General features: G+C 50.7%; 20 protein-coding genes and 5 pseudogenes. 12 read left to right on the forward strand and 13 right to left on the reverse strand.

The window, feature by feature from the left end; genetic code table 11:
• The 5 genes and pseudogenes from AP057_RS04210 to AP057_RS17750 all read right to left on the reverse strand — a co-directional run.
• On the reverse strand, positions 1-1,135 hold a 1,135-nt coding region (locus AP057_RS04210), incomplete at its 3' end, for an IS481 family transposase (protein ID WP_055358141.1).
• A 152-nt stretch (positions 1,136-1,287) separates the two neighbouring features.
• Entirely contained in the window at positions 1,288-1,833 is a 546-nt protein-coding gene (locus AP057_RS17745; RefSeq protein WP_033011705.1) for a DUF6431 domain-containing protein, read from the reverse strand.
• 153 nt (positions 1,834-1,986) lie between these two features.
• Positions 1,987-2,166, reverse strand: a pseudogene (locus AP057_RS04220) (AAA family ATPase); the annotation flags it as partial.
• Positions 2,159-3,406, reverse strand: coding sequence for an IS481 family transposase (locus AP057_RS04225; RefSeq protein WP_011229853.1), 1,248 nt, complete (start codon positions 3,404-3,406; stop codon positions 2,159-2,161). The pseudogene AP057_RS04220 and the gene AP057_RS04225, both read right to left, overlap by 8 nt.
• 142 nt (positions 3,407-3,548) lie before the next feature.
• Entirely contained in the window at positions 3,549-4,112 is a 564-nt protein-coding gene (locus AP057_RS17750; protein WP_055358142.1) for a DUF6431 domain-containing protein, read from the reverse strand.
• Positions 4,113-4,264: 152 nt separating this feature from the next.
• On the opposite strand from AP057_RS17750, the pseudogene AP057_RS04235 reads away from it, so the two are divergent.
• Positions 4,265-5,287 (forward strand): annotated as a pseudogene (locus AP057_RS04235) (IS66-like element ISBst12 family transposase); the annotation flags it as partial.
• 597 nt (positions 5,288-5,884) lie between these two features.
• Here AP057_RS04235 and AP057_RS16010 read toward each other — a convergent pair.
• Positions 5,885-6,391, reverse strand: a pseudogene (locus AP057_RS16010) (UPF0236 family transposase-like protein); the annotation flags it as partial.
• Between the two features lie 1,155 nt (positions 6,392-7,546).
• Here AP057_RS16010 and AP057_RS04245 point away from each other — a divergent pair.
• The 3 genes from AP057_RS04245 to AP057_RS04255 all read left to right on the forward strand — a co-directional run bounded on the left by AP057_RS04245 (position 7,547) and on the right by AP057_RS04255 (position 11,211).
• Entirely contained in the window at positions 7,547-8,767 is a 1,221-nt protein-coding gene (locus AP057_RS04245) for an IS110 family transposase (protein WP_049624520.1), read from the forward strand.
• Between the two features lie 147 nt (positions 8,768-8,914).
• On the forward strand, positions 8,915-10,099 hold the full coding sequence (locus AP057_RS04250) for an RNA-guided endonuclease TnpB family protein (protein WP_033017188.1): 1,185 nt from the start codon (positions 8,915-8,917) through the stop codon (positions 10,097-10,099).
• Positions 10,100-10,359: 260 nt separating this feature from the next.
• Positions 10,360-11,211 (forward strand): lipoate--protein ligase family protein, encoded by an 852-nt coding sequence (locus tag AP057_RS04255; protein WP_049624634.1) that lies wholly within the window; start codon positions 10,360-10,362, stop codon positions 11,209-11,211.
• A gap of 138 nt (positions 11,212-11,349) precedes the next feature.
• Here AP057_RS04255 and AP057_RS04260 read toward each other — a convergent pair whose 3' ends face one another.
• Entirely contained in the window at positions 11,350-12,003 is a 654-nt protein-coding gene (locus AP057_RS04260; RefSeq protein ID WP_015376083.1) for an RsfA family transcriptional regulator, read from the reverse strand.
• 175 nt (positions 12,004-12,178) lie between these two features.
• Here AP057_RS04260 and AP057_RS04265 point away from each other — a divergent pair, with 175 nt between their 5' ends.
• The 6 genes and pseudogenes from AP057_RS04265 to AP057_RS18120 all read left to right on the forward strand — a co-directional run bounded on the left by AP057_RS04265 (position 12,179) and on the right by AP057_RS18120 (position 17,646).
• The gene (locus AP057_RS04265; protein WP_011232879.1) at positions 12,179-12,406 is read left to right on the forward strand and encodes a DUF1450 domain-containing protein; all 228 of its coding nucleotides are present in this window, start codon (positions 12,179-12,181) and stop codon (positions 12,404-12,406) included.
• Positions 12,407-12,550: 144 nt separating this feature from the next.
• Positions 12,551-13,849: an HD domain-containing protein gene (locus tag AP057_RS04270; RefSeq protein WP_055358137.1), complete on the forward strand. Its 1,299-nt coding sequence runs from the start codon at positions 12,551-12,553 to the stop codon at positions 13,847-13,849.
• Positions 13,850-13,862: 13 nt separating this feature from the next.
• Entirely contained in the window at positions 13,863-14,381 is a 519-nt protein-coding gene (locus AP057_RS04275; RefSeq protein ID WP_033015432.1) for a YwgA family protein, read from the forward strand.
• Between the two features lie 254 nt (positions 14,382-14,635).
• Complete coding sequence (gene iscB, locus AP057_RS04280; protein WP_223812651.1) at positions 14,636-15,889, forward strand: RNA-guided endonuclease IscB; 1,254 nt, start codon at positions 14,636-14,638, stop codon at positions 15,887-15,889.
• 297 nt (positions 15,890-16,186) lie between these two features.
• Positions 16,187-17,107: pseudogene (locus tag AP057_RS18115) on the forward strand (transposase); the annotation flags it as partial.
• A 107-nt stretch (positions 17,108-17,214) separates the two neighbouring features.
• Complete coding sequence (locus tag AP057_RS18120) at positions 17,215-17,646, forward strand: transposase (RefSeq protein WP_096224654.1); 432 nt, start codon at positions 17,215-17,217, stop codon at positions 17,644-17,646.
• A gap of 296 nt (positions 17,647-17,942) precedes the next feature.
• Here AP057_RS18120 and AP057_RS04290 read toward each other — a convergent pair whose 3' ends face one another.
• The 5 genes from AP057_RS04290 to glp are packed head-to-tail and all read right to left on the reverse strand — an operon-like array spanning position 17,943 to position 21,124.
• Positions 17,943-18,671 carry a YwiC-like family protein gene (locus tag AP057_RS04290; protein ID WP_055358138.1) on the reverse strand — a complete coding sequence of 243 codons (729 nt, stop codon included), beginning with the start codon at positions 18,669-18,671 and terminating at the stop codon, positions 17,943-17,945.
• 5 nt (positions 18,672-18,676) lie between these two features.
• On the reverse strand, positions 18,677-18,907 hold the full coding sequence (gene moaD, locus AP057_RS04295; protein WP_055358139.1) for a molybdopterin converting factor subunit 1: 231 nt from the start codon (positions 18,905-18,907) through the stop codon (positions 18,677-18,679).
• The gene (locus AP057_RS04300; RefSeq protein WP_033013773.1) at positions 18,904-19,371 is read right to left on the reverse strand and encodes a molybdenum cofactor biosynthesis protein MoaE; all 468 of its coding nucleotides are present in this window, start codon (positions 19,369-19,371) and stop codon (positions 18,904-18,906) included. The genes moaD and AP057_RS04300 overlap by 4 nt, the downstream gene beginning before the upstream one ends.
• Complete coding sequence (mobB, locus tag AP057_RS04305) at positions 19,368-19,868, reverse strand: molybdopterin-guanine dinucleotide biosynthesis protein B (RefSeq protein WP_033013774.1); 501 nt, start codon at positions 19,866-19,868, stop codon at positions 19,368-19,370. Before mobB ends, AP057_RS04300 begins: the two co-directional genes overlap by 4 nt.
• Positions 19,865-21,124 carry a gephyrin-like molybdotransferase Glp gene (gene glp, locus AP057_RS04310; protein ID WP_055358140.1) on the reverse strand — a complete coding sequence of 420 codons (1,260 nt, stop codon included), beginning with the start codon at positions 21,122-21,124 and terminating at the stop codon, positions 19,865-19,867. The genes mobB and glp overlap by 4 nt, the downstream gene beginning before the upstream one ends.
• 412 nt (positions 21,125-21,536) lie before the next feature.
• Here glp and ric point away from each other — a divergent pair, with 412 nt between their 5' ends.
• Entirely contained in the window at positions 21,537-22,244 is a 708-nt protein-coding gene (ric, locus tag AP057_RS04315) for an iron-sulfur cluster repair di-iron protein (RefSeq protein ID WP_049626321.1), read from the forward strand.
• 101 nt (positions 22,245-22,345) lie between these two features.
• Here ric and moaA read toward each other — a convergent pair whose 3' ends face one another.
• Positions 22,346-23,371, reverse strand: a complete 1,026-nt coding sequence (gene moaA, locus AP057_RS04320) for a GTP 3',8-cyclase MoaA (protein WP_049625254.1) — start codon at positions 23,369-23,371, stop codon at positions 22,346-22,348.
• A gap of 168 nt (positions 23,372-23,539) precedes the next feature.
• On the opposite strand from moaA, the pseudogene AP057_RS04325 reads away from it, so the two are divergent.
• Positions 23,540-23,861 (forward strand): annotated as a pseudogene (locus AP057_RS04325) (transposase); the annotation flags it as partial.

The raw sequence follows: 23,861 nt of genomic DNA on the forward strand, positions 1-23,861 counted from the left end.
CTTCGTACACATAGACGCCTCGTTCGTCATAGCGGAGCTCAATCGATTGCCCAATGAACCGAGGCGGCACTTCGTATAGCTGTTTATTCAGGGTGATCGTGCCATCGGCTTTCACCTTGCGGTGCTCCCGTTTCAGAAAAATCGCGTCCAGCCAATCGATGTCTTCGATCCACACCACTCGTTCCACTTGGGACTGAAACACCTCATGCGGCGTTTTTCCGTCCAGTGAGGCGTGCGGTTTTCGATGATACTCTTCTTCAAGCCACTTCCAAAAACGCTCGTTCAACTCGTCAAGCGATTTCGGCGGATTCAGCTCCAACAGTGGATAAAACCGTGTCTGTACGGTGCGGAAGAACCGTTCGATTTTTCCCTTGCTTTGCGGGTCATACGGCTGAGTGTGGATGAGTGTAATCCCCATCTCGGCGCACGCATACTGCAGCACCTCGGATCGATCAATTTTCCCGTTGTCCGAGTAAATGCGTTTCGGCTTCCCGCAACGAAGCACCGCTTCCTTTGTGACGATCCGCAACCCGTCAAACTTCTCCGAAGGGAAAAATTGGGCATAYGGCACYAACCGCGAGCAGTCATCGATATAGGCGATCAAAAACGTTTTCTGGGCTTTCCCATGGACGCGAATCGTGGGTCCATGGGATAAGTCCCCTTGCCATAGCTCATTGATCTCTTCATACGCAAAACGCTTTCGCTCCGGCATCGGCAAGATTTCTTTTCCCACCAGGTTGTGTTTTTTCAACAATCGGTATATAGTAAAGTATGAGAGGGTGGTGGGAATGTCCCCCTGCTTGGTGAGTTGTTCGTAGAATAGGGTCACGGGCATGGTGGGATGTTCCTTCCTCAATGCTAGAATATGATCCTCATCATCGGGCGACAGACGTCTGGAGCGGCCGCGGTCCGAACGGCGCTTCGGCTTTAAGGCGTCAAAGCCCCCTTTTTTGTATCGGGTGCACCAATCGAGGATCGTCTTGGCTGCGATTCGTTTGTCTCCCTGGTGGGGAACATGGTGCACTCGCTCGCTCACCTCTTTCAGATACGTCTTCGGTTCCACCTGCCCATTCACCAACGGAGCGATTAGCCCGTACCGAAACAGGGCAATGTCGTGTCTCATCGACTCATTCATTCAAATCTCCTCCTGGTCTCACTTGGAATCAGGACCGTTCCGGTCCTCCTGCCCTTATCGTACCGAATTGCTTTTTCTCCGTCGATAGGAAAGGTTTGTGGGAACCGAAACTATTTCCAATTTAGGGTATGTATGTAAAATCAGGATCCCATTTAATTCGCAAAAGGGTGTCGGAATCCGCCCTCCCACATCTCTCTGATGGCCGAATCAAGACCGTGTTCCTCTAACGTCTGGATCCACCAAGAAGCCCGTTCCTTTTCTTTTTTCACGATAGGGCCTATGATCCTCCACCGCCTCGCAAAAAAGCTATGAAGGCTTGATAGGTTTCGGTAGAACCGTCGGACATAAAAGATGATGCCGTCCTTTGTCGGGAGAAACGGAGCCTGGTTCGTCCTTTCGGTCAATCCCAACTGCTCTTTCACGACTTGCCATATGGCGGACAACGTATACTGAAAATACGGGAGGAGAAAGGAAGGCAGCACACTCACCGTCTTCAAGCATTCCCGACAGCGATACCGGACAATCCAAATGCGATAATCACCATGTGGGGTCAATGCGTTTCGCTCATAGTAACCGTGGCGGTGCAACGGGCGCTTGGCCCGGCAATGCGGACACTTTTTCAGAAGAGGGAAGTCGTTTTCTTTTCCACGCTCTGCATACGTTTGAACGTCAATGCCAAAGTCATGAAATTGAATCACGTCCTCCTCCCCCTCCTATGAACCGATGGATTTTCTCTTCCGAAATAATTCACAAAAAATTTAGCACATTCTTTCAGAAAAGGGGAGAGGGCTTTCTGAAGGAATGTGCAAAAAAATGTCTCTTTTGTTCCGAAATAAAGTGATAATTTACACCCGAAGGGCGAATGTCTTGCCGGCCCCTGGTTCACCGATCAATAGCCCGATCCCTCTTGTTCGTTTCACGTAGTCCAAAGCGGCGAGGGCCTCTTGATACGAGGCCCCTTGATAAGCCTCTGGTGGATTCGTCTCCTTCGAAAACGGCTCTCGGGAAAGGGAATAAAACGTTTTATACATCGTTTTCGCCTCCCTCTACCGGAACCGCCGCAAACGGTGACCGATGGCGTTTCACATAGGCATTGTCCTCGAAGCGAACAAGGACCGCTTCGGCGACCCGTTGACCGTCTTCGTACACATACACGCCTTGTTCATCATAACGGAGTTCGATCGATTGTCCGATGAACCGGGGCGGAACTTCATACAGCTGCTTGTTCAACGTGACCGTACCATCGGCCTTCACTTTACGGTATTCGCGTTTCAAAAAGATCGAGTCGAGCCAATCCGAATCCTCGACGAACGACACCAAATGGACTTGCGATTGAAACACTTCATGTGGCGTCTTCCCGTTCAACGAGGCATGCGGTTTTCGATGGTAATCTTCCTCCAACCACTTCCAAAATCGCTCGTTTAGCTCTTCGAGCGACTTCGGTGAATTCATTTCGAGCAACGGGTAAAACCGCGTCTGTACGGTGCGGAAAAATCGTTCGATTTTCCCTTTGCTTTGCGGATCGTACGGCTGGGTATGGATCAAGGTGATCCCTAACTCCGCGCAGGCGTACTGCAAGGGTTCCGCCCGATAAATCTTGCCGTTATCCGAGTAAATTCGCTTCGGCTTTCCGTATCGAAGCAGCGCTTCCTTGGTTACGATCCGCAACCCGTCAAATTTCTCGGAAGAGAAAAACTGAGCGTACGGCACGACCCGCGAGCAGTCATCGATATAGGCAATCAAAAACGTTTTTTGCGTTTTGCCATTCACGCGAATCAACGGGCCATGGGACAAATCACCTTGCCAGAGCTCATTGACCTGATCGTACGCGAATCGTTTTCGTTCAGGAATCGGTAAAATTTCTTTCCCCACGAGGTTGTATTTTTTTAAAAGTCGGTATATAGTGAAATAAGAGATGGATTGGATTTCCCCCTGCTCGATAAGGTGTTGGTAAAACACCGTCACGGGCATGTGGGGGTGTTTTTTTCTCAGGGCTAAAATGTGATCCTCTTCTTCAGGTGACAGCCTCCGGGAATGGCCACGGTCCGACCGTCGTTTCGGCTTCAGCGCCTCAAAGCCCCCTTTTTTGTACTGCGTGCACCAGTCGAGGATCGTTTTGGCGGCGATGCGTTTCTCTCCATGATGGGGAACTTGATGGATCCGTTCCGCTACTTCCTTCAAGTACGTTTTTGGATCGACTTGTCCATTCACCAATGGAGCGATCAATCCATACCGAAATAAAGCGATCTCCTGTCTCATCGACTCATTCATTTCGATCTCCTCCTTCGTTCATCCCATTCTAGGACCTTATCGGTCCATCCTGTCTCTATCCTATCGGATCATTCCCCCGACCGTCGAGAGGAAAGGTTTGTGGAATCTATGAATGATTCCATATAAGGGGATATAAGTAAAATCAGGAACTGAATGTACGTGCAAAAAGATGCGTCGATCGGTGCTCCCATATCTCTTGGATGACGAAAAAGAGGCCGATCTCCTCCATCGCCTGGATCCACCATAGGGCTCGTTCTCTCGCTTGGGTGATGGCAGGACCAATTTTTCTCCAGCGCTCCGCAAAAAACCAATGAAGGTGGTTCAAATTTCGGAATAAACGTCGGACATAAAATAAAACCCCTTCATCCGTAGGAAGGAGTGGAGCCTCCTCCATCCCCCGTTTCGGAGTCAGGCCCAACCGTTCTTTCACCACTCTCCATATGGTGGGCAACGTATACTGAAAATAAGGGAGAAGAAATGAAGGCAACACGGCCACCGTCCTCCTGCACTCCGGGCAGCGATACCGAGCGATCCAAATGCGATAAGACTGATGCGACGTCACGGCATTTCGTTCGTAGTACCCATGGCGATAAAGAGGGCGTTTTGCCTGGCAATGAGGGCACCGCTTAAGAAGGGGAAAGTCGTTTTGTTTTCCCCGCTGGGCATATGTCTGGACATCGACCTGAAAGTCATGAAACCGAATCACGTCCTCGTCCCCCCTCTGGAAATCACCCATGTCCCATTCCGAAATAATTCACAAAAAATTTAGCACATTCTTTCGGAAAGGGGGAGAGGGATATTCCGAAGGAATGTGCAAAAAAGAGTCTTTTTTGAGCGGAAATAAAGTGATAATTTACACCTGTGGCGATCGAGGTGACACAACATGAACGTGAAGTGAAATCGTGTCCACATTGTCGATGCGTGCAACAAGCCGAATTCCCATCCCATGTCACGAATCATGTGCAATACGGTCCACGGCTCACGGCGCTCGTTGTTTATTTACATCATATCCAATTGATCCCGTACAAGCGTTTAAGTGATACAATCGAAGCGTTATATCAACACTCGATTAGTACRGGAACYCTTGCCAATATGGTGAAACGAGGACGCGAAGCGCTGGAATCAAATATGGACATCATCGAAGACGCCTTACTTGAATCCAACATCCTGCATGTCGATGAAACGAGTTTGCGCATCAATGGGAAACTCGCATGGGTGCATGTCGCGTGTACATCGAGATATACATACTTGGCTCCTCACGCTTCTCGTGGAAAAAAAGCGACCGATGATATCGGGATTCTTCCCCGATATGAAGGGACGATGATGCACGATGCGTTCGGTACRTATCCGAAATACACACATGCCACCCATGCCCTTTGTCATGCCCACCATTTGCGTGAGTTAAAAGGATTCATCGAACAGGGGCATACGTGGGCGATGCGCATGACCACGTTTCTGTTAGCCGCCAAGCAAGCCGTCGAAGCCCATCACGGTGCACTTTCCGAAGAAGAAGCGAGACGGTGGGAACGAGTGTATGATCGCATCCTAGAAAGAGCACAACACCGATTAGAAACGATGACGCCTCTTCCGAAAAAAGCACTCGCTTTTGTTCGACGCCTTCAAAAACGAAAGGAAGAAGCGCTGCGTTTCTTACGTGAAGTACATGTTCCCTTTGATAACAACCAAGCCGAACGCGATCTTCGCATGGTCAAAGTCAAAGAGAACATTTCGGGTACGTTTCGCGAAGAAACATTCGCGCAGTCGTTTTGCATCGCAAGAAGCATCGTTTCCACACTGACGAAACACGAAAAAAACGTGTGGGATTCGTTATGTCTTCTGTTGGCAGGCGAAACGATCGATCGAGTTCTTTCCGCTACCTAGGGCATTTTCTATGACCGAAATGCCCTATTTGTGCTGGGCTTTTTTATACACTAGCACTGGGGTGAATAGTTACAATTAATTTATGGTAAATGCAGTTACTATCTGACTATATTTATTTAAACACGGGGGATCTCATGTTTTTTATTTTGCATATTCATAGACTAAATAATATATAGATTTATTCAATAGTTATCGTAATTTAAAGTATTTGAAATAATATAAGTTATATATTATACATGTGATGCCTATGCTGATAGGCAGTCCATGCATGGGGCAAGGAACATAAAGAGAGCATTCCTGTTAGAAAGGTTTTCGGGGACTTGAAAGAAAAAAGCCCTCTTGGTATGATGCAGGGGTACCAACAATCACCTATCATCAGACCAAGGAGGACTATACAGTGAATTGTACACGAAATCTCAAAATTGAACAAGTCACCGAACAAACATGAGTCAGTCAAGACTTTGTGGAGAACATTTTTTCGGTTCACTACGGGCGTTGTCAATCACTAGTTAGCGAACCATTTTCAGAAATTCATATCGTAAGCGCTTTCGGACTCTCATCCCTCATCTTGAGGCGATGATACGATATTCCATTTTTTTACACACAACCGCCATCCCGGAGCACCGACAACGCTTGATGGATCGGTGTCCCGGATGACCGCTGCAGACACGGTAGATTCTGACGCACCACATCTGCCCATAACCGTCCGGCCTTCCGCTTGGCCTGTTCGATCCGCTTGGACGTTGTTGAGGCCGAGGCCGCCGTTCGGGTCTCTTCTTCCTCCACCAACTGCCCATTTCTCCGCCAAATCCCGTCGATTCGGGCCGCCATCGCCCTCAGAAACGCCCGAAGCCCTTGGTCTTTCCAGCAGCCTAATTCGGCATCCAGCAAGAAGGTATAGTTCCCCGTTTGCCGGTCATAGTAGTCGTTCCGTCGAAACGTCACTTCTCCAAACAGCGTTTGGATCGTAGTCGACCGTTTGTCTTTCAGCTGATACCGGCGCTTGTCCCGCGCTTCCGCCAATTGTTGATCGATCTCCTCCAAAAGGGCCGCCAACAAGACAGCGAACACCTTTTGAAGAGTTCTGACGAATTGTTCCTCTAGTTATTTTCATAAAATCCATTATGTGGTAAGATGTTTCATGGACTCTCTCCCTCCTGTTTTCGGTTGATGTTGATAATCACCATCATAGCAGGGAGAGAGTCCTTTTTGCATGACATTTGCTTGTTCTACCGCGCTTCGCTTGGTGGCCCCGACGAGCGTCGTGAACAAAAGTTCGCAACCCTCGTCGGGGATCATTTTGGAATGTCACCCACAAATATTTTACTCACACAAAAGCGGCTGTCTCCGTCTTTTTTCGTCAAAATTTGACATCATGAGCGATGCCGCTAGATCCTGCCTCTTTCGTTGTATATAATACGAGCGGCGAAAGGACGGGGATCAAACATCGATCGTTCCATCAGCACCATCGGGCGGGGACGAGAGACCGCGAGTTTCTGGAAATCAAATGTACGCCGGACTGAGGGCGCTGCACTTCCGAGCTGAGCCTATGGAAAATCGCGGCGACGGAAGTGCGCAGCGTTGCCTTCGTTGATCGCGGTCAAGACTGTTTCAACGGTCATTGGCCCATTCGGCATCTATCTGTTTGCCTGCCCGATAAAGGAAACGGCATTTTCGTTGGTGAAAACAATAGTAGGGGGCGACCGCCGCTCTGACCGCGATGGCCATCGTCTGGGCCGCTGCGGCCTAGTGGCTTGCGCCGCACGGATATGAATCCGCTGTTCGTGCGGCCGGCTGCGTTTGCATCGTTATGGCCATGTGTCGCCCCGTTTCACGACATCGAGGAGGGAAAAAGATGAAGGTCGTCATTGCCCCAGATTCGTTTAACAACCCATACGCCGCAAGTCCCCCGCCTCTAAGCGAAGCGTAGGCGGGGGATACGCGGCGTCCTTTTTTTTACTTTTGATCAAAAAAGTAAAAAAATGGGAGAATCGATGAAAAAAGAATATAGACTCCCATGACAAAAAAATTTCGTCACCATCGGAAGGATGAAAACAACCTTCTGTCGAATGGTCTCCTTGCAGCTGGGGTCATGAGGTCGTTGTATCTATGGTACGTAAAAGTCCGATATATAGACGGACCCCAGTAGTCTGGTGCACTACGGAATGTCGCTCCCTTGAGGGAAGCACGCAGGATAGAATGCTTGAACAAAGGCTGCTGCACCAGCTGTTTTTGAGAACGAAGCAGGGAGGAAGACCGATGCGCGTCTTGTATGAACGCTGTTGCGGATTGGACGTGCATAAGCAATCGATTACGGCTTGCGCCCTTACCCCTGAAGGAAAAGAGATTCGCACGTTTGGTACGCTGACCGACGATCTCGAGGAGTTGGTGGATTGGCTGAAAGAAAAAAAGGTGACGCACGTTGCCATGGAGTCGACGGGCGTATATTGGAAGCCAGTGTATAATCTCCTCGAAGCAGAGCCGATCGAAGTGCTTGTCGTCAATGCCCAACACATCAAAGCGGTTCCCGGGCGAAAGACCGATGTCAAAGATGCCGAATGGATCGCGGACTTGCTTCGCCATGGATTGCTAAAAGGGAGTTACATCCCTCATCGGGCTCAGCGGGAGCTCCGGGAACTGGTCCGTTATCGGCGCAGTTTGATCGAGGAACGGGCACGGGAGCTCAACCGCATCCAAAAAGTGCTGGAAGGAGCCAATATCAAGCTTTCTTCGGTCGTATCCGACATCAACGGGATGTCGGCCCGGCTCATCATTCGCGCCCTTATCGAAGGAAAGGACGATCCGGCGGCCCTCGCCCAGCTCGCCAAAGGGCGGCTGAAACAAAAAACGGAAGAGCTCCGGCGCGCATTGAAAGGAGTGATGGGGCCGCATCAACGCATGATGCTGGCCGAGCAATGGCGTCATGTGGAGTATTTAGATGAAGCGATTGCCCGGTTGGATCGGGAAATCGAGGAACGAACGAGCCCTTTTCATGAAGCGCTGGAGCTCATCGATACGATCCCGGGAGTGGGGCGGCAAAGCGCGGAACAAATTGTAGCGGAAATCGGGACGGATATGAGCCGGTTCCCTACCGCCGCGCACTTGGCCTCATGGGCCGGAATGGCTCCCGGGAATCATGAGAGTGCAGGGAAACGGTTGTCAGGTCGAACGAGGAAAGGGAACAAGAAGCTGAGGTCGTGCCTCGTGGAATGCGCCCGTGCCGCCGCCCGAACGAAGAACACGTACCTATCGGCCAAGTATCATCGGATCGCCAAACGAAGAGGAGCGAATCGAGCGAGTGTCGCGGTCGGGAGAACGATTTTAGAAATGATCTATTATATCTTAACTCGAAAGGAACCGTATAGAGAGTTGGGAGCCGACTACTGGGATCGGCAGCGAGAAGCGAGCATCGTGCGTCAAACGGTGAAACGATTAGAGGGGTTAGGGTACGAAGTGAAACTAGAAAAAACGAGTGCATAGCACTTATTAACCATATATATACTGAAATACCTTCCTTTGGAATCCGATTCCGAAGGCTAGGTGGGCTCCGTTTTTTGTCTTAAATGGTGTTTTCAGGATAGATTTTCGATTATTCATATTTTATATTATAAGTAAGGAGGTGAAAGGATGTATCGAACGGTCAAAATACCTTTTCAAACATCAAAAAAAGATATCGATCGATTATTCGAATGCAACCGAATATCGGCTCAAATTTGGAATGACTGTTTAGTCATTGCCAAAAACTATGCATTAAAGAATAATGGAAAATGGATCAACCAAACCGAACTTCAAAAACAAACGAAGGGCAAATACCCGATCCATAGCCAAAGCATTCAAGCCGTATGCCATAAATATTTGAACGCCAGAGACAGCGCCAAAAAAGCCAAACAAAAAGGRCTAGATAACAAATATCCGTACAAACAGAAAAAATATTTCAACACGAAATGGGCAAATAACGGATTTATCATTCACCCAAATGGGACCATTGAACTGAAAATGGGTCGCTGGGAAAGAAAAAACCAACCTCCTATTGTAGTGAAAATCGATAAAGAACAAATTCCAAACGGCACTGTCAAAGAAATCGAACTCATTTTTGATGCGAAACATTGGAAACTCATGCTTTGCCTCAGTTATGAAAACGGTGAACAACCAACTACTAAAAAAGAAGGAACTATCGCTGCCGGTGATCCTGGCGAAATTCACGCCATTAGTGCCGTCAGCGAAAACGGAAGCAGCATCATCATCACCGGTAGAAAAATAAGAAGCATTCATCGCCTTCGAAATAAAAAAATAGCAGAACTGCAAAAAAAGATGTCCAAATGTAAAAAAGGTTCGCGTAAATGGAAAAAATATAACCGCGCGAAGCAATATATTTTATCGAAAAGCGAAGCGCAATTAAAAGACTGCTTGCATAAAACGACCAAACAATTGGTCGATTGGTGTTTGGAACAAAACGTCAAACATTTCATGATAGGCGATGTCGAAGGCGTCCAGCGCAACAAAAAGAAAAAGCGATCCAAATTGGTGAACCAAAAATTATCGAACTGGTGTTTTGGCAAACTCTACGACTATTTGAAATACAAACTAGAAGCTAAAGGCATCACTTTTGAAAAAGTGGATGAATCGTATACCACGCAAACATGTCCTGTTTGCGGGAAGAAGAAAAAACCTTCTTCTAGAAATTTTATTTGTGCTTGTGGTTATTCTCAGCATCGGGATGTCCATTCGGCATGCAATATTCTTACAAAACACTTATATGGAGAATTCCGACCGATGAAAATAACGAACCACAAGTATCTACGGATCGCGTAAGCGAGAAGTAGTAGATGGTGAGTTCCCACCCTTCATGCTTTGGCATGATGTTACTTGCTATTTCTTTCTGTTGTGTTTCCGTGCTTGGTCACGAGATACACGGGAAACCCGGTGTATCGTGAAACACCCGGAAAGAAAAAGGCAAGAAACCCCCACTTCAACGCCTACAGGCGTAAGTGGGGGAGGTTCATTGGCCGTAATCGTTCCAGTTTGATGTGGTATAATGAGAGCGGAACGTTCAACGTAAGGGGTTTGTTGCGATGAGCCATGAATTGCTGCGGCAGCCGAAATGGCGGGTCATCGACCAGTCGCATTTCGGTCCGCTGTTTGATGCGAAACAATCGTTTGCCATCGATGATGCATTATGCACCGCGGTTGGTGCGGGACAGTCGGATGCGGTCGTCCGCACGTGGGTGCATGAGAATACCGTCGTCTTAGGCGCCGCTGATACGAAGCTTCCGTACATCGATGAGGCCATTTCGTTTTTGCGCCAGGAAGGGTATCGCGTCGTCGTCCGTAATTCCGGCGGGTTGGCCGTTGTCCTTGACAGCGGGGTGTTGAATATTTCGCTCATTTTTCCGGAAACGAAAAACACGATTGCCATCGAGCAAGGGTATGAGGCGATGTATGCGCTCATGGCCGCCATGCTTGCCTCATACGGCGCCCGCGTTGAGGCGGGGGAAATCGTCGGTTCGTATTGCCCGGGGAACTATGACTTGAGCATTGGCGGCAAAAAGTTTGCCGGCATTTCGCAACGGCGCGTGCGCGGCGGCGTTGCCGTGCAAATCTACCTTTGCGTCAACGGGAGCGGAGCCGCGCGGGCTGAGCTTATTCGCTGTTTTTATGAGCTCGGCCGCCAAGGAGAGAAAACGAAATTCGCCTACCCCGATGTTGTCCCAACTGTCATGGCGTCGCTGTCTGAGCTTCTCGGCTGCGAGTTGTCGATCGATGAGCTGCTTGTCACCCTTTGGCGCACGCTGCAGTCGTTTGGCGGCGAGCTATATTCGTCTGCCCTCGAGAACGGCGAATGGAATTGGTATGAGCAGTATTGGGCGCGCATCGTCGAGCGGAATGAAACGGCGCTCAAGGGCGAGCTCCTAGCAGGAGAATAAGGGGGCGGTCCGCCCAGCAGCAAGAGCCTGCGTTCATCGCCTGACGCCGCCGGCAGGCAAAAAGGATGCTCCGTGTCTCGGCCGCACCGGAGAGAGTGCGATCAAGGCGCAGCCATGGACAGGGCATCCTTATTTTATTTACTCCGCGATTTTTTCCAAGTTGCCGTTCGGGTCCATGCGGAAGGTCAGTCCCCGCTCTTCTTCCTCTTTTAACACCATTTTGCGCGCTCGGTTGATGATTTTCACGAGCGTCTCAAAATCTTCTTGGACGGTCGACGAATTTTCTTCTAATTTCGCAACCTTTTCTTCAAGTTCTTTATTTTTTTGCTTTAATTCTTCAATTTCGCGGCGCAGCCGCTCGTTTTCTTTGATCAGCGTCTCCCGTTTCCGTTCATGGGATTGGAACGTTTTCAAAAAAGCGATCACTTGATCCAGCGTCACTTGTTGCGGCGGGGAGGATGGGATGACGGCAGGCAGCTGCATCACCTCTCCCAGCTCTTCGAGTGATGGCATCGGCGGCTCGTACAGGCGCCGCTTTTTCGCGCCGCCTTGTTTGGCCAGCAGCCGCAGCCGCTCTTTTCGCTGCTTTTTCGCCAGCTGCAGCGCTTCTTCGTACTGATGGCGGACGACCGCGTTCCAGCGAAAGCCGCAGGCGGCCGATGTCCGGTTCAGCTTGTCGCCGACTTCTTCAAACGCGTTCAGCTGGGTGCTCCCTTCACGCACATGGCGCAATACGGTCTCTGCCAACAATAAATCGTCTTCTTCCGTCCAAGCGTCTTGCCGTTGTTTCACTGTTCTCCACTCCTTCTTTCCATGCTAGTAACAGCATGGGCAAAATGAATCATATTTATACATTGCAAGTTTACAGGATTGACAAGTTGAAAGAATGAAAGGCCGCAAACTTGCAATTTTCTTCGGGAAGCGGTAGAATACACAAAGCAAACGCTGTGGAAAGGGATGACGAGTGATGGCGAATGAGTTTCGCGTTTGCGACGACTGCAAGGCGCCGAATTTAAAAACATTGATTCCGCGCTTGAAAAAGCTTGATCCGGATGCGGTTATCAAGATCGGCTGCCAGTCGTATTGCGGCCCAGGGCGGAAAAAGACGTTTGCCTTCGTCAACAACCGTCCGGTGGCGGCGCTGACGGAAGACGAACTGATTGATAAAATTGCCGAAAGGTTGAAAAAGCGATAACCGATCACCTTCTTTGCCGAAAGAAGGTGATTTTTTGTTTTTTCCGTCAATAATGGAGAAAGACGGAGAAAAAAGTCAACTATTTCTTTGTCAAAAGAAACGGCGTATAATAGATGTATGTTGGAGACGGAAGAGGAGGATGCGATGTATTTCGGCGGGCAGCTTGACGAAGAAAAAGTGTTTAAAGATCCAGTGCACCGATACATACATGTTCGCGACAAAGTGATTTGGGATTTGATCGGCACAAAAGAATTTCAGCGCCTGCGCCGCATCAAGCAGCTCGGCACGACATATTTGACGTTTCACGGCGCCGAGCACAGCCGGTTTAACCATTCGCTCGGCGTTTACGAAATTATCCGCCGCATCATTGACGACGTGTTTGTTGGCCGCGATCATTGGGATCATAGCGAGCGCCTTCTTTGCCTATGCGCGGCGCTCTTACACGATTTAGGGCACGGCCCGTTTTCCCATTCATTTGAAAAGGTGTTTCGTCTCGACCACGAAGATTTTACACAGGCCATCATTTTAGGCGATACAGAAGTGAACGCCGCCTTGCGCGAAGTGGGCGACGATTTTCCGCAAAAAGTGGCGGAAGTGATTGCCAAGACGTACCCGAATAAGCTCGTCGTCAGTCTCATCTCGAGCCAAATTGACGCCGATCGGATGGACTATTTGCTGCGCGATGCGTACTACACCGGCGTCAGTTACGGCTATTTTGACATGGAGCGCATTTTGCGCGTCATGCGCCCGCGCGAAGACCAAGTCGTCATCAAACGAAGCGGCATGCATGCGGTCGAGGATTACATTATGAGCCGCTACCAAATGTATTGGCAAGTGTATTTCCATCCTGTGACGCGCAGTGCGGAAGTCATTTTGACGAAAATTTTGCATCGGGCGAAAAAGCTGTACGAGGACGGGTATACGTTTGCGACGAAGCCAACCCATTTTTTATCGTTTTTTGCCGGCCATGTAACGCTCGGCGACTATTTGGCGCTCGATGAAGCGATCATCCTGTTTTACTTCCAGCAATGGCAATATGAGCAAGATCCGATTTTAAGCGATTTGTGCCGGCGGTTTGTCCACCGCCGCCTGTTCAAATATACGGAGTTCCATCCGACGAACGAGCAAATGGCGAAGCTGATCGAGCTGACCGGCTTGTTCAAAAAGGCCGGGATCGATCCAGACTATTATTTGGTCGTCGATTCATCGTCCGACTTGCCGTACGATTTTTACCGGCCGGGCGAGGAAGGCGAGCGCCTGCCGATTTATTTGTTGATGCCAAACGGGGAGCTGCGCGAGCTGTCGCGCGAATCGGTGTTGGTTGACGCCATTTCCGGCAAGCGGCGCACCGACCATAAGCTCTATTTCCCCGCTGATTTCCTGGAAGACTTGTCGACGAAGCGGACAGTGAAGAAAAAGATTATGGAAATTTTAAAGGGTTAGGAGATGACGGAGAGTGCTCACAGAGCATGCGAAAGTAATGAAGGCGTTGGCGGCCGCCGGGGAAATTGTCGGCCGCAAAAAGCTGCAAAAAATGATTTACATCGCCAAAAAGCTCGACTTTCCGTTTTATGAGAAGTTCGACTTCCACTTTTACGGCCCGTATTCGGAAGAGTTGACGTGCCGCATCGAAGAGCTGTGCGCGCTCGGCTTTTTGCATGAAGTGAAAGAGAAAAAGAGCGGCTATGTGCAATACCGCTATACACTGACCGAAGCGGGCGAACAGTTTTTGCGCCATTACGACTGGGAGATGCCGGGCCTTGCCGAATGCATGCAGGCGATGAACGGACAAAACGCACGCTTTTTGGAGCTTGTTTCCACGGTGCTCTATTTTGAACATTTGTCAAAAGATGAGGTAAAAGAGAAAATCGCTGTCGTAAAAAGCAAGCAGCGCTATACGGAGGACGAGATCGAAGAGGCGTATGCGTATATTGAGGCGCTGCGGAGCCGTTGCAACAAGGGCGCTTGTGTGTAGGGAAGGTCAACTACCCACCACTTAAAGCCTAACGGCTTTTGAAGTGGGGGCTTGGCAAGCCCTAGTTGACTACCCTCAGCCATTCAATGGCTACGTTGGAAGGGTCATGACACTTACGGATGCTCCTCCAGTCCGTAACCCTGTCGCAGAAGGTTAAAAGCTCTGATGGGTAGGAGCGGTGCTGTCTGCCGAACAAGCCCTTCCAACATTGGGGAGGAGGAACTCACTCCTGAAAGGAGGTACACGTCTTGTTCGTGTACATTATCAATAAGCATGGAAAACCACTCATGCCATGCTCACCAAGGAAAGCAAGACTTTTGCTAAAACAGAAGAAAGCAAAAGTAGTAAGAAGGACACCTTTTACCATCCAGCTTTTATATGGTAGCAGTGGTTACAAACAACCCGTGTCATTGGGTGTTGACATGGGGACACGACATGTAGGAATTTCTGCAACAACAAAGAAAGATGTGCTGTTTGAAGCGGAAGCGCAACTTCGAACAGATATTGTGGAATTACTTGCTATACGGAGACAGTTCCGTAGAAGTCGAAGAAACAGAAAGACTCGCTACCGAGAAGCCAGATTTCTTAACAGAAGAAAACCAGAGGGATGGTTACCACCATCTATTCAACACAAAATCAACTCGCATATAAAGTTGATTGACTTAGTTCACAATATTCTCCCTGTCACATCTGTCACTATTGAGGTAGCAGCATTCGATACACAGAAATTAAAAAACCTAAATATCCGAGGGGTGGAATATCAACAAGGAGAACAAATGGGGTTTTGGAATGTTAGAGAGTATGTTCTATACAGAGACAATCATACTTGTCAATATTGCAAAGGAAAAAAGAAAGACCCTGTTCTCCAAGTGCATCATATTGAAAGTCGAAAGACAGGAGGTGATTCACCAGATAATCTGATCACTCTATGCAAAACATGCCACCATGAAATTCACGAAAAAGGGCTTGAGCATATATTTCAACGCAAACGACCGCCTATGAGGGATGCTAGTCAGATGACCGCCATGCGATGGGCAATGTTTAGTAGGATAAGAGAAAAATACTCGCATGCAAATATCACATACGGGTATATCACCAAATGTATTCGCATTGCTAATGGACTGTCTAAATCTCATATGGTGGATGCTCGTTGTATTAGTGGAAATCCACTAGCCAAGCCAAGTGGCACGGTTTATCTTCTAAAATTCGTTCGAAAAAACAACCGTCAATTGCATAAAGCAACCATCTTAAAAGGCGGAAAACGAAAATCAAACAAAGCTCCACGATTTGTCAAAGGGTTTCAACTGTTTGACAAGGTGGTATACGAAAGGAAAGAATGTTTTATATTTGGCAGAAGAAGCAGTGGTTATTTTGACCTTCGGCTGTTAGATGGCACAAAAGTGCATGCTTCAGCAAGCTGGAAAAAGTTAAAAAGAGTTGAGCATGCTAGTACATTGTTAATTGAAAGGAGGAAGGGCGATTCCTCCCCGACTTTCGCTCTCGCTTAGAAGTCGGGGTCTCCTCGCCAAAGAAGATGAAAAACACTGTTTCAACACACCATCAGCTGGCCATAGACGAAAAGGGGCTGACCCAAAACGCGAATGCGTTTTGGGATCAGCCCCCACTTTTTTGCCTCAAATATAGAAGAATCGCCCTTTTTTCTGGTAGAATAGAGTCACCAAAACCACTACCACCGAAAGAAGGGCGATTCTTTTATGAAACATGATCATATTTCCTTTAAAGAGTATACCATGGACAACCTCTCTTTGCCAAGCAACATCGCCGATCTCATTCCACGGGATAACATGGCCCACGTGGTTCATGAGATGGTTGAACGCATCCCGATGGAGACGTTTCTTGCTTACTACAAAGGAGGGGGCGCCTCCGCCTATCATCCGAAAATGATGACCAAAATTCTCCTTTACGCTTACACCCAAAAAATGTATCATGGCCGTGAGATTGCACGGCAGCTCGAAGTCCACCTTCCCCTCATGTGGCTAAGTGGATTTCAAAAGCCGGACTTCCGTTCCATCAATCGGTTTCGTTCGGAGCGGATGAAAGACCTGATTGACGACCTGTTCCGGGAAATGATCACGCTGCTCGTGGCCGACGGCTATGTCAAGATGGAAGATTATTTTGTGGATGGAACGAAAATTGAAGCGAATGCCAACCGGTACACCTTCGTTTGGCGCAAATCGGCTGAGAAGTACCAGGAGAAACTCCAAGCCAATGTCGATCGGCTGATTGCCCAGATCGAGGTGATCGTGGAAGAAGAAAAGGCGGAAGACATCGACCCTTCRCCGGCCTTTACGTCAGAAGAAATCCGAAAGAAAACCGAGGAGTGGGAAAAACGGTTGGAGGCCGAGCCGGACAACCAACCGTTGAAGAAGGCCATCAAGAAGATGAAGGAGGACTACTTGCCCCGCAGTGAAAAGTATGAACACCAACTCCATGTATGCGGGGATCGCAACAGCTATTCCAAGACCGATGTGGATGCCACCTTCATGCGGTTGAAGGAGGATCACATGCGAAACGGCCAGCTCAAGCCGGCCTATAACGTACAGGTGGGTTCTTCCGGCCAATTTATTTTGGGGTATTCCCTTCATCAGAGGCCGGGCGACACTCGTTGTCTTCTCCCGCATTTGGAGACCGTTCGAGAGAAGTACGGCGTGGAACCCGAACGTTTGATCGCTGACGCGGCTTATGGCTCGGAAGAGAACTACGTGAAGCTGGAAGAGAAGCACATATCGGCCTTGATCAAGTACCATACGTATGAGAAGGAGAACACGCGCAAGGTCAAGAAAATCCGCATCATCAGCAGAATTGGACCTATGTGGAAGAAGAAGACGTTTGGATTTGCGCCAATGGGAAAAAGCTGGTTCGCACCGGAACTTCGAAACAGACCACGGAATCAGGATACACCTCGGTCACCCGACACTACCAATGCCATGAATGCGAAGGATGTCCGTTCCGTTCGGCCTGCACGACTTCCAAGTATGGACGAACCACGCAATGGAACCCCGTCTATCATGAACAAAAACAGAAAGCCCGCGAACGGTTGGAGAGTGAAGAAGGGCAAGCCCGATACCGCCAACGCCAAACCGACATTGAGAGTGTATTTGGGCAAATCAAACAAAATCGCGGGTTTCGTCGCTTTGTCCTGCGAGGCCTCCAAAAAGTTTCCATCGAATGGGGGCTGGTTTGTGCTGCCCACAATCTTCTCAAAAAAGCCGCTAGGGACAAGCAATTGTCCTTGGTGGCGTAAATGAGGGGGAGAACAGAGTCGGAATTTTGTTCCGTTTGGTAAAATATACAAAAACCAGAGAGGGCTGACTCCAAAAGTCCGCTTTTTGGCGGACTTTTGGGTCAGCCCCGTTTCCCTTCTTTCTTTATTTGAGAACGAGCATAGAAGAAGAGGTAGGCTTTTGAAACGACCCTTTGCAAAACCGTTACAAGGAATTCATGCCCATTTCACATCATGCTTGTGCAATGAAAAAGCAATCCCGCCTAACCAAACGAAAAACCCCAAACGGTCATGGATGCCTCCCGTTTGGGGTTCGCTCAAGAGTAGAGCACGATCATCGCGATGAAAAAGTACGCCGCGTTGGCGATTTCCAGCATGCCGAGTTTCATGATCGGCAGCGACTTGCCATATAAATAGACGGCGCGGATGACGCTCGGTGCATAGGCCAAGACGGCGAACGGCTCGCCGATGGCGATGAGGCCGACGATCAACAGGGCGTGGTAGCCCCATGACAGCCATTTGTACCGTTCATTTTTCTTTTCCCGAATCATCGTCTTGACGTAAAACGTGCTGCCGATGAAAAAGAGGAAGGAAAACGCGGCCAATTCGAACGCCTCCACCGTCAATTCACCGCGTCCGGCGTAAAAGGCGGCGAGGCCGCCGATGCAAAACGCCGCGATGGCCGCCGCGTCGTTCCAAAAGGCGCGCTCATTCTTTTTCTTGCTGTAGTAGGTGTTTACTAGGAAAAACGGCATCATGGCGAGCCCGAAGTAGAAAAGCGCCGGCTGCTGCCAAAGGGAAACGGCCAAGGCCGGTGCGGCGATGGCGCCATAGCGGGCGGCGGCGGGCACGTACGGGTCGTTCCGCTTCGTTTTCACCGCCATCAAGAGCGGATACGTCGCCAAATAGAGCGCAAGCCAGGCGACAAAGAGCGGCGCGTGAATCCACGAAAGCCCACCGGCGTACGCCCCGAGCCAAAACGGGATGATGAGCATCGCCCAGGCGCCGTGCTGTTTTGGCATCACCCATTTGCTTTTGTTCGCCATTGGTCTCATCCTCCGCTTACCGGTGGAATAAAGGCGACCGTGTCGCCGGCGTGAAGCGGCGCTTCGTCGCGGGCGTACTCCTCATTGACCGCAGTCATGACGCGCCCGAGCGAGACGCCGTAGCGCTCTTCCACTTCGTCTTTCAGTTGTTTCACCGTTTCCGGAACGTGCGGCCACATCACTTCCCGCTCGCCGATTTGTTCGCCTAAATGCGCGAAAAATAAAAGGCGGATCATTCCTCACTCACCTCCGGCTTTCCGGACGGATACGCCGTCGTTTCAAGCTGGTCGCCCACCCAGGCGCTTCCGTCCTCCCATTGCTCTTTTTTCCAAATCGGCACGATTTGTTTGATCCGCTCAATAGCGTAGCGGTTCGCCTCATACGCTTCGGCGCGGTGCGGTGAAGAAACGGCGATGACGACGGCGATGTCGCCGATCTTAAGCCGCCCGATCCGGTGGGTGATCGCCGTTTTCGCCCCCGGCCATTTTTCGGCGATTTCCGCCCCGATTTGCGCGAGCATTTTCTCCGCCATCGACACGTACGCCTCATATTGCAAAAAGAGCGTCCGCTTGCCGTTCGTCCATTCGCGCACCGTGCCGGCAAAGACAGCGACCGCCCCCGCTTCCGGACGCATCACTTTTTTCATCACATCTTCGACCGAAATCGGCCGGTCGGTAATGGCAAACAACGGTTCGGTCATGTTCGTGTTCTCACCTCGTTCATGAGCCATGGAATATATTCATCATCATCGGCCAGCGAAAACACCGGATGCACTAGCGGCCCTTCGAGTGGCTCCCAGGCGATGACGGCGCGGATGTCGGCGAGGTGCTGGAGCGACGCCCAATCTTTCGCGGAGCGCACAAGCACGACTTTTGGATACCGATCTTGTTTGTAGCCTTCAACCAACACGAGATCGAGCCGAAGCGGCGCATAAAGCGCCAACACGTCATCCAACCGCCATAGCGGACGGCGGAGATGTAGCTGCAACAGCCCGTCCCCTTCCACCGCCGTTGCCACCGCCCCGGCCCGCTCATGGCGGACGGAATCGACACCTTCCGGCCGCGCGGGCTCGCCGCCATGGCCGTGATGCTTCACCGTCCCGACGCGCCATCCTTCCCGGACCGCGGCCGCCACCCATTTTTCCATCAACGTCGTCTTGCCGCTATGTTTATAGCCGACGACTTGCCAGACGTTCATTCGCTTGACCCCTCATCGTCATCCAAAAGCCACACGTCGACCTCATCGCCAACCGCAAACCCTCTCGTTCCGCCCGGCAGCACCATCAAGGCGTTCGCAAAGGCAAGCGAGGTGACGATGTTCGACTTGTCCATGCCGACCGGCTTCACGACAAGCCGACCGTCAACCGCCTCGACCCGGCTGCGCACGAAGCGGGTGAACGGGTTCGGCTTTGGAAACTCGGCGCCAAGGGTGGCTTTCGCTTTTTTCAAATACGGCTTGGCCGAAAACAGCCGCGTGCGCACGACCGGGCGGACGAACAGCTCATACCCGACGTAGCACGCCGACGGGTTTCCGGATAGACCGAACAGCAGCTTGCCATCAATCTCGGCGACGGTCGTCACGCTCCCCGGGCGCATGGCGATTTTGTTAAACAACACGTTCGCTCCGAGCCGCTTGTAAATGGCGGGCAAATAATCGAAATCCCCGACCGAGACGCCGCCGGTCGTAATGAGCATGTCCACTTGATCGAGCGCCTGGCGCACAGCGTGAAAACACGCATCGAGGTCGTCGGCGAGCTGGCCGAAATAAATCGGCTCGGCGCCGCTTTTGAACACCTGCGCCTCGATCATGTAGGCGTTGCTGTTGCGAATTTTTCCCGGCACAAGCGGTTCCGAGACGTCAAGCAGTTCGCTGCCGGTCGCAAAAATGCCGATGCGCGGCCGTTTTGCCACTTTCACCTCCGCATAGCCGAACGTCGCCAAGAGCGCCGCCACCCCGGGATTGATGCGCGTCCCTTTTTCGATGAGCGGCTGCCCTTTTTTCGCGTCTTCCCCTTGAAACGAAATATTGTCGCCAGGGCGGAACGGGCGTTTAATGGCCATATACGTTTTTCCATCCCGCTCGTACTGTTTGGCGAGCTCCAACATGACGACCGCATCGCACCCTTCCGGAATTTGCGCTCCGGTCATCAAGCGCACCGCTTGAAACGGACCGACGGGCTGTTTCGCCACTTGTCCGGCGCCGATCGTTTCAATGACTTCAAACTCGACCGGATGGTCAAGTCCCGCTCCTTCCGAGTCGGCGGCGCGAATGGCAAATCCGTCATACGGCGAGCGGTCAAACGGCGGCACGTCATGATCGGCGCGCAAATCTTCGGCCAAATAGCGGCCGTACGACTGGCGAAGCGGCACCGTCTCCTCTTCCCCTCTCCCGGCGTAATGCATCACCCGGGCGATGGCTTCCGCGACAGGAATCGGGGTTCGTCTTTCGACCAACGGTGTTCTCCCCTTTCTTTCCCTCATTCACTTCACTAAGCCCATTTTATCGTTTTATCACAATGATTTCCAATCTTGCAGCTGCTTAATGGTTTTGGCCAATTTTTCATCAACGACGCTGGCATCATCAATATGCTGCAAAATCATCTTTTTCTTCCTCCCAGCGGCTTGCCTTGGCCAGCAGCCACATGCTGACTCCCCCTCTTTTTTCGGCAGTTCACATCTTCTATGCAGCGCATTCACAATTTTTATCGTCCGTTTTATTGTACAGGAAAGAAGGGAGCCACTGTTGTGATGTTCATCACATTTCCTTGTTGTCTACTTTTTTCGTTTGTGTGAGATGTGTCACAACGTTGACGTCCAAAACAAGGTATGCTGAAGCTGTAACGATTTGGTGATGGAGGGATCCGAAATGGAACAGCGGTTTACCGAACAATCGTTGATCGGCGATATTGTCACTCAATTTCCGAAAGCAGCGGATTTGTTTAAAGCGCGGCGCATTGATTTTTGCTGCGGCGGGCAGCGCCCGTTAAAAGAAGCCATTGAAGAGCGCGGACTCGATGGCGAAGCGCTCCTTCGCGAACTGAACACCCTTTATGCGGAGGCGCAAAACAAACCGGCCGGAAACTGGAGCGAAGCGCCGCTAACCGACTTGGTCGATCATATCATCAACACGCACCACCGCTATTTGAACGAGGAACTGCCGCAGCTCAGCCCGTATGTCACGAAAGTATTGCGCGTGCATGGCATGCACCATCCGCATCTTTCCCACGTGCATAAACTGTTTCATGAGTTAAAAACAGAACTCGAGCAGCATCTCATTAAAGAGGAAACGGGAGCGTTCCCGCTCATTTTGCAATTTGCCGACAACCCATCGCCGGAAAACCAGGAGGCGGTCGAGCGGGCCGTTCGCGAACTGGTCAATGAACATGACGCAGCCGGCGATTTGATGAAAGAAATTCGTGAAATCACCAACGACTTCACCCCGCCGGAAGACGCGTGCGGCACGTACCGGCTCGTCTACAACCGACTCGCGGCGCTCGAAGACGATTTGTTTACCCACATCCATTTGGAAAACAACATCCTCTTCCCGCGCGTGTTGGCGGCGGTGAAGGCATAAGCAGACGAAGCCATTCCCCCATTTCTAAGGTAAAGGCAGGCGCATCGAGCGATAAAAAGCAGGGCTGCTTCTTTGACGAAAAGAGCAGCCCCGTTTCTTTGTTATCCCCCAATATACGACATTTCAATTTTCGGGCGCTGTTTCGCTGTCTCTGCCGTCCGTTCTTCCGAATAGCGGTCTGTCCGCTCGCTCCAAATGGCGGCGATCAACGCCTTCAGCTCTTCTTTCCCCGCGCCGGCGCGCAGTTTGTCTTTCAACGACACGCCCTCAGAAGCAAACAAACACGTGTACAGCTTGCCATCGGCGGAAATGCGCGCCCTCGTGCAGCTTTGGCAAAACGTTTCCGTCACTGAGGCGATAAAGCCGACTTCCACCTCCGTGCCGACGTAGCGGTAGCGGCTCGCCACTTCGCCGAAGTACGCTTTTTCAACCGGTTCAAGAGGGTGCATGGCGTTGATTTGTTCATACATCTCTTTTTTCGTCACGACATGGGAATAATCCCAGCCGTTCGTTGTGCCGACATCCATAAATTCAATCAAGCGGAGCGGAATGCCCAAGTCTTTAAAGTAGGCCGCCATCGGCACGATTTGCGAGTCGTTCCATCCTTTTTTGACGACCATGTTCACTTTCACGCCGAGCCCCGCCGCCAGGGCGGCTTCGATGCCTTTCAACACCGGGGCAGAGCCGATGCCAATGCCGTTCATTTTTCGGAAAATGTCATCATCCAACGCATCCAAACTGACGTTGACGCGCTTCAACCCGGCTTCTTTCAACCGCTGCGCCCATTTCACCAAATGAACGCCGTTGGTCGTCAATCCAATATCGCGCAGGCCAGGGAGCGCGGACAGCCGCTCAATGAGCGCATCGAGGTCGCGCCGAAGCAACGGCTCGCCGCCGGTCAGGCGGATTTTTTCAACGCCAAGCTCGACAAAACATTCCACTAAAAGCGCCATTTCGTCAACGGTTAACAGCTGGTCTTCCGCCAAAAAGCGAAAATTCGGCCCGAACACTTCCGCAGGCATGCAATAGACGCAGCGAAAATTGCATTGATCGATGACCGACAACCGCAAATCGCGAAGCGGGCGGGCGAGGCGGTCGGTGATCTTCACCCGGTCGCGCTCTTCCATGTCGCTCCCTCCTTTCCCTTTCATGGTATTGTCAAAAGTGTATCCTCCACACTCACGGTTTTCCCTTGAGTTTCAACGGTTGAACGAAAAAAAGCTTGCCACCCCCGTTGTTTTCGGCCATCATTGAGGTAACGACACCCAACAGCCAAAACAAAGGAGTGACAAGCTTTGTTACCTCAATTATTAGCCTATTTGCTCGAAATAATCAAGACCCAATATCAAATCATTGTGTATTTGATGGGTGTGATCGTGGGAAAATCCTTGAATCTCGAGGACTTGGACGAACCCATCCAAAAGCCGTACCGGAAACTTCAGGTCGATGACCTTCCGATCATCGATGTGCCGGAAACCCTTGATTACCGGAAGCTGTTGGCAGACTATGAAGCCCAGCACGGACGTCCTTTACGGCCCATCCAGCGCCGCGCGAATGCGAAACACCGTGTTCCGGATTCGTTGACCTGCCCTCGCTGCCAGGCTCCCTCTTCTTACC

The sequence above is a fragment of the Geobacillus sp. Sah69 genome (genome assembly GCF_001414205.1).
GTDB lineage: Bacteria > Bacillota > Bacilli > Bacillales > Anoxybacillaceae > Geobacillus > Geobacillus stearothermophilus.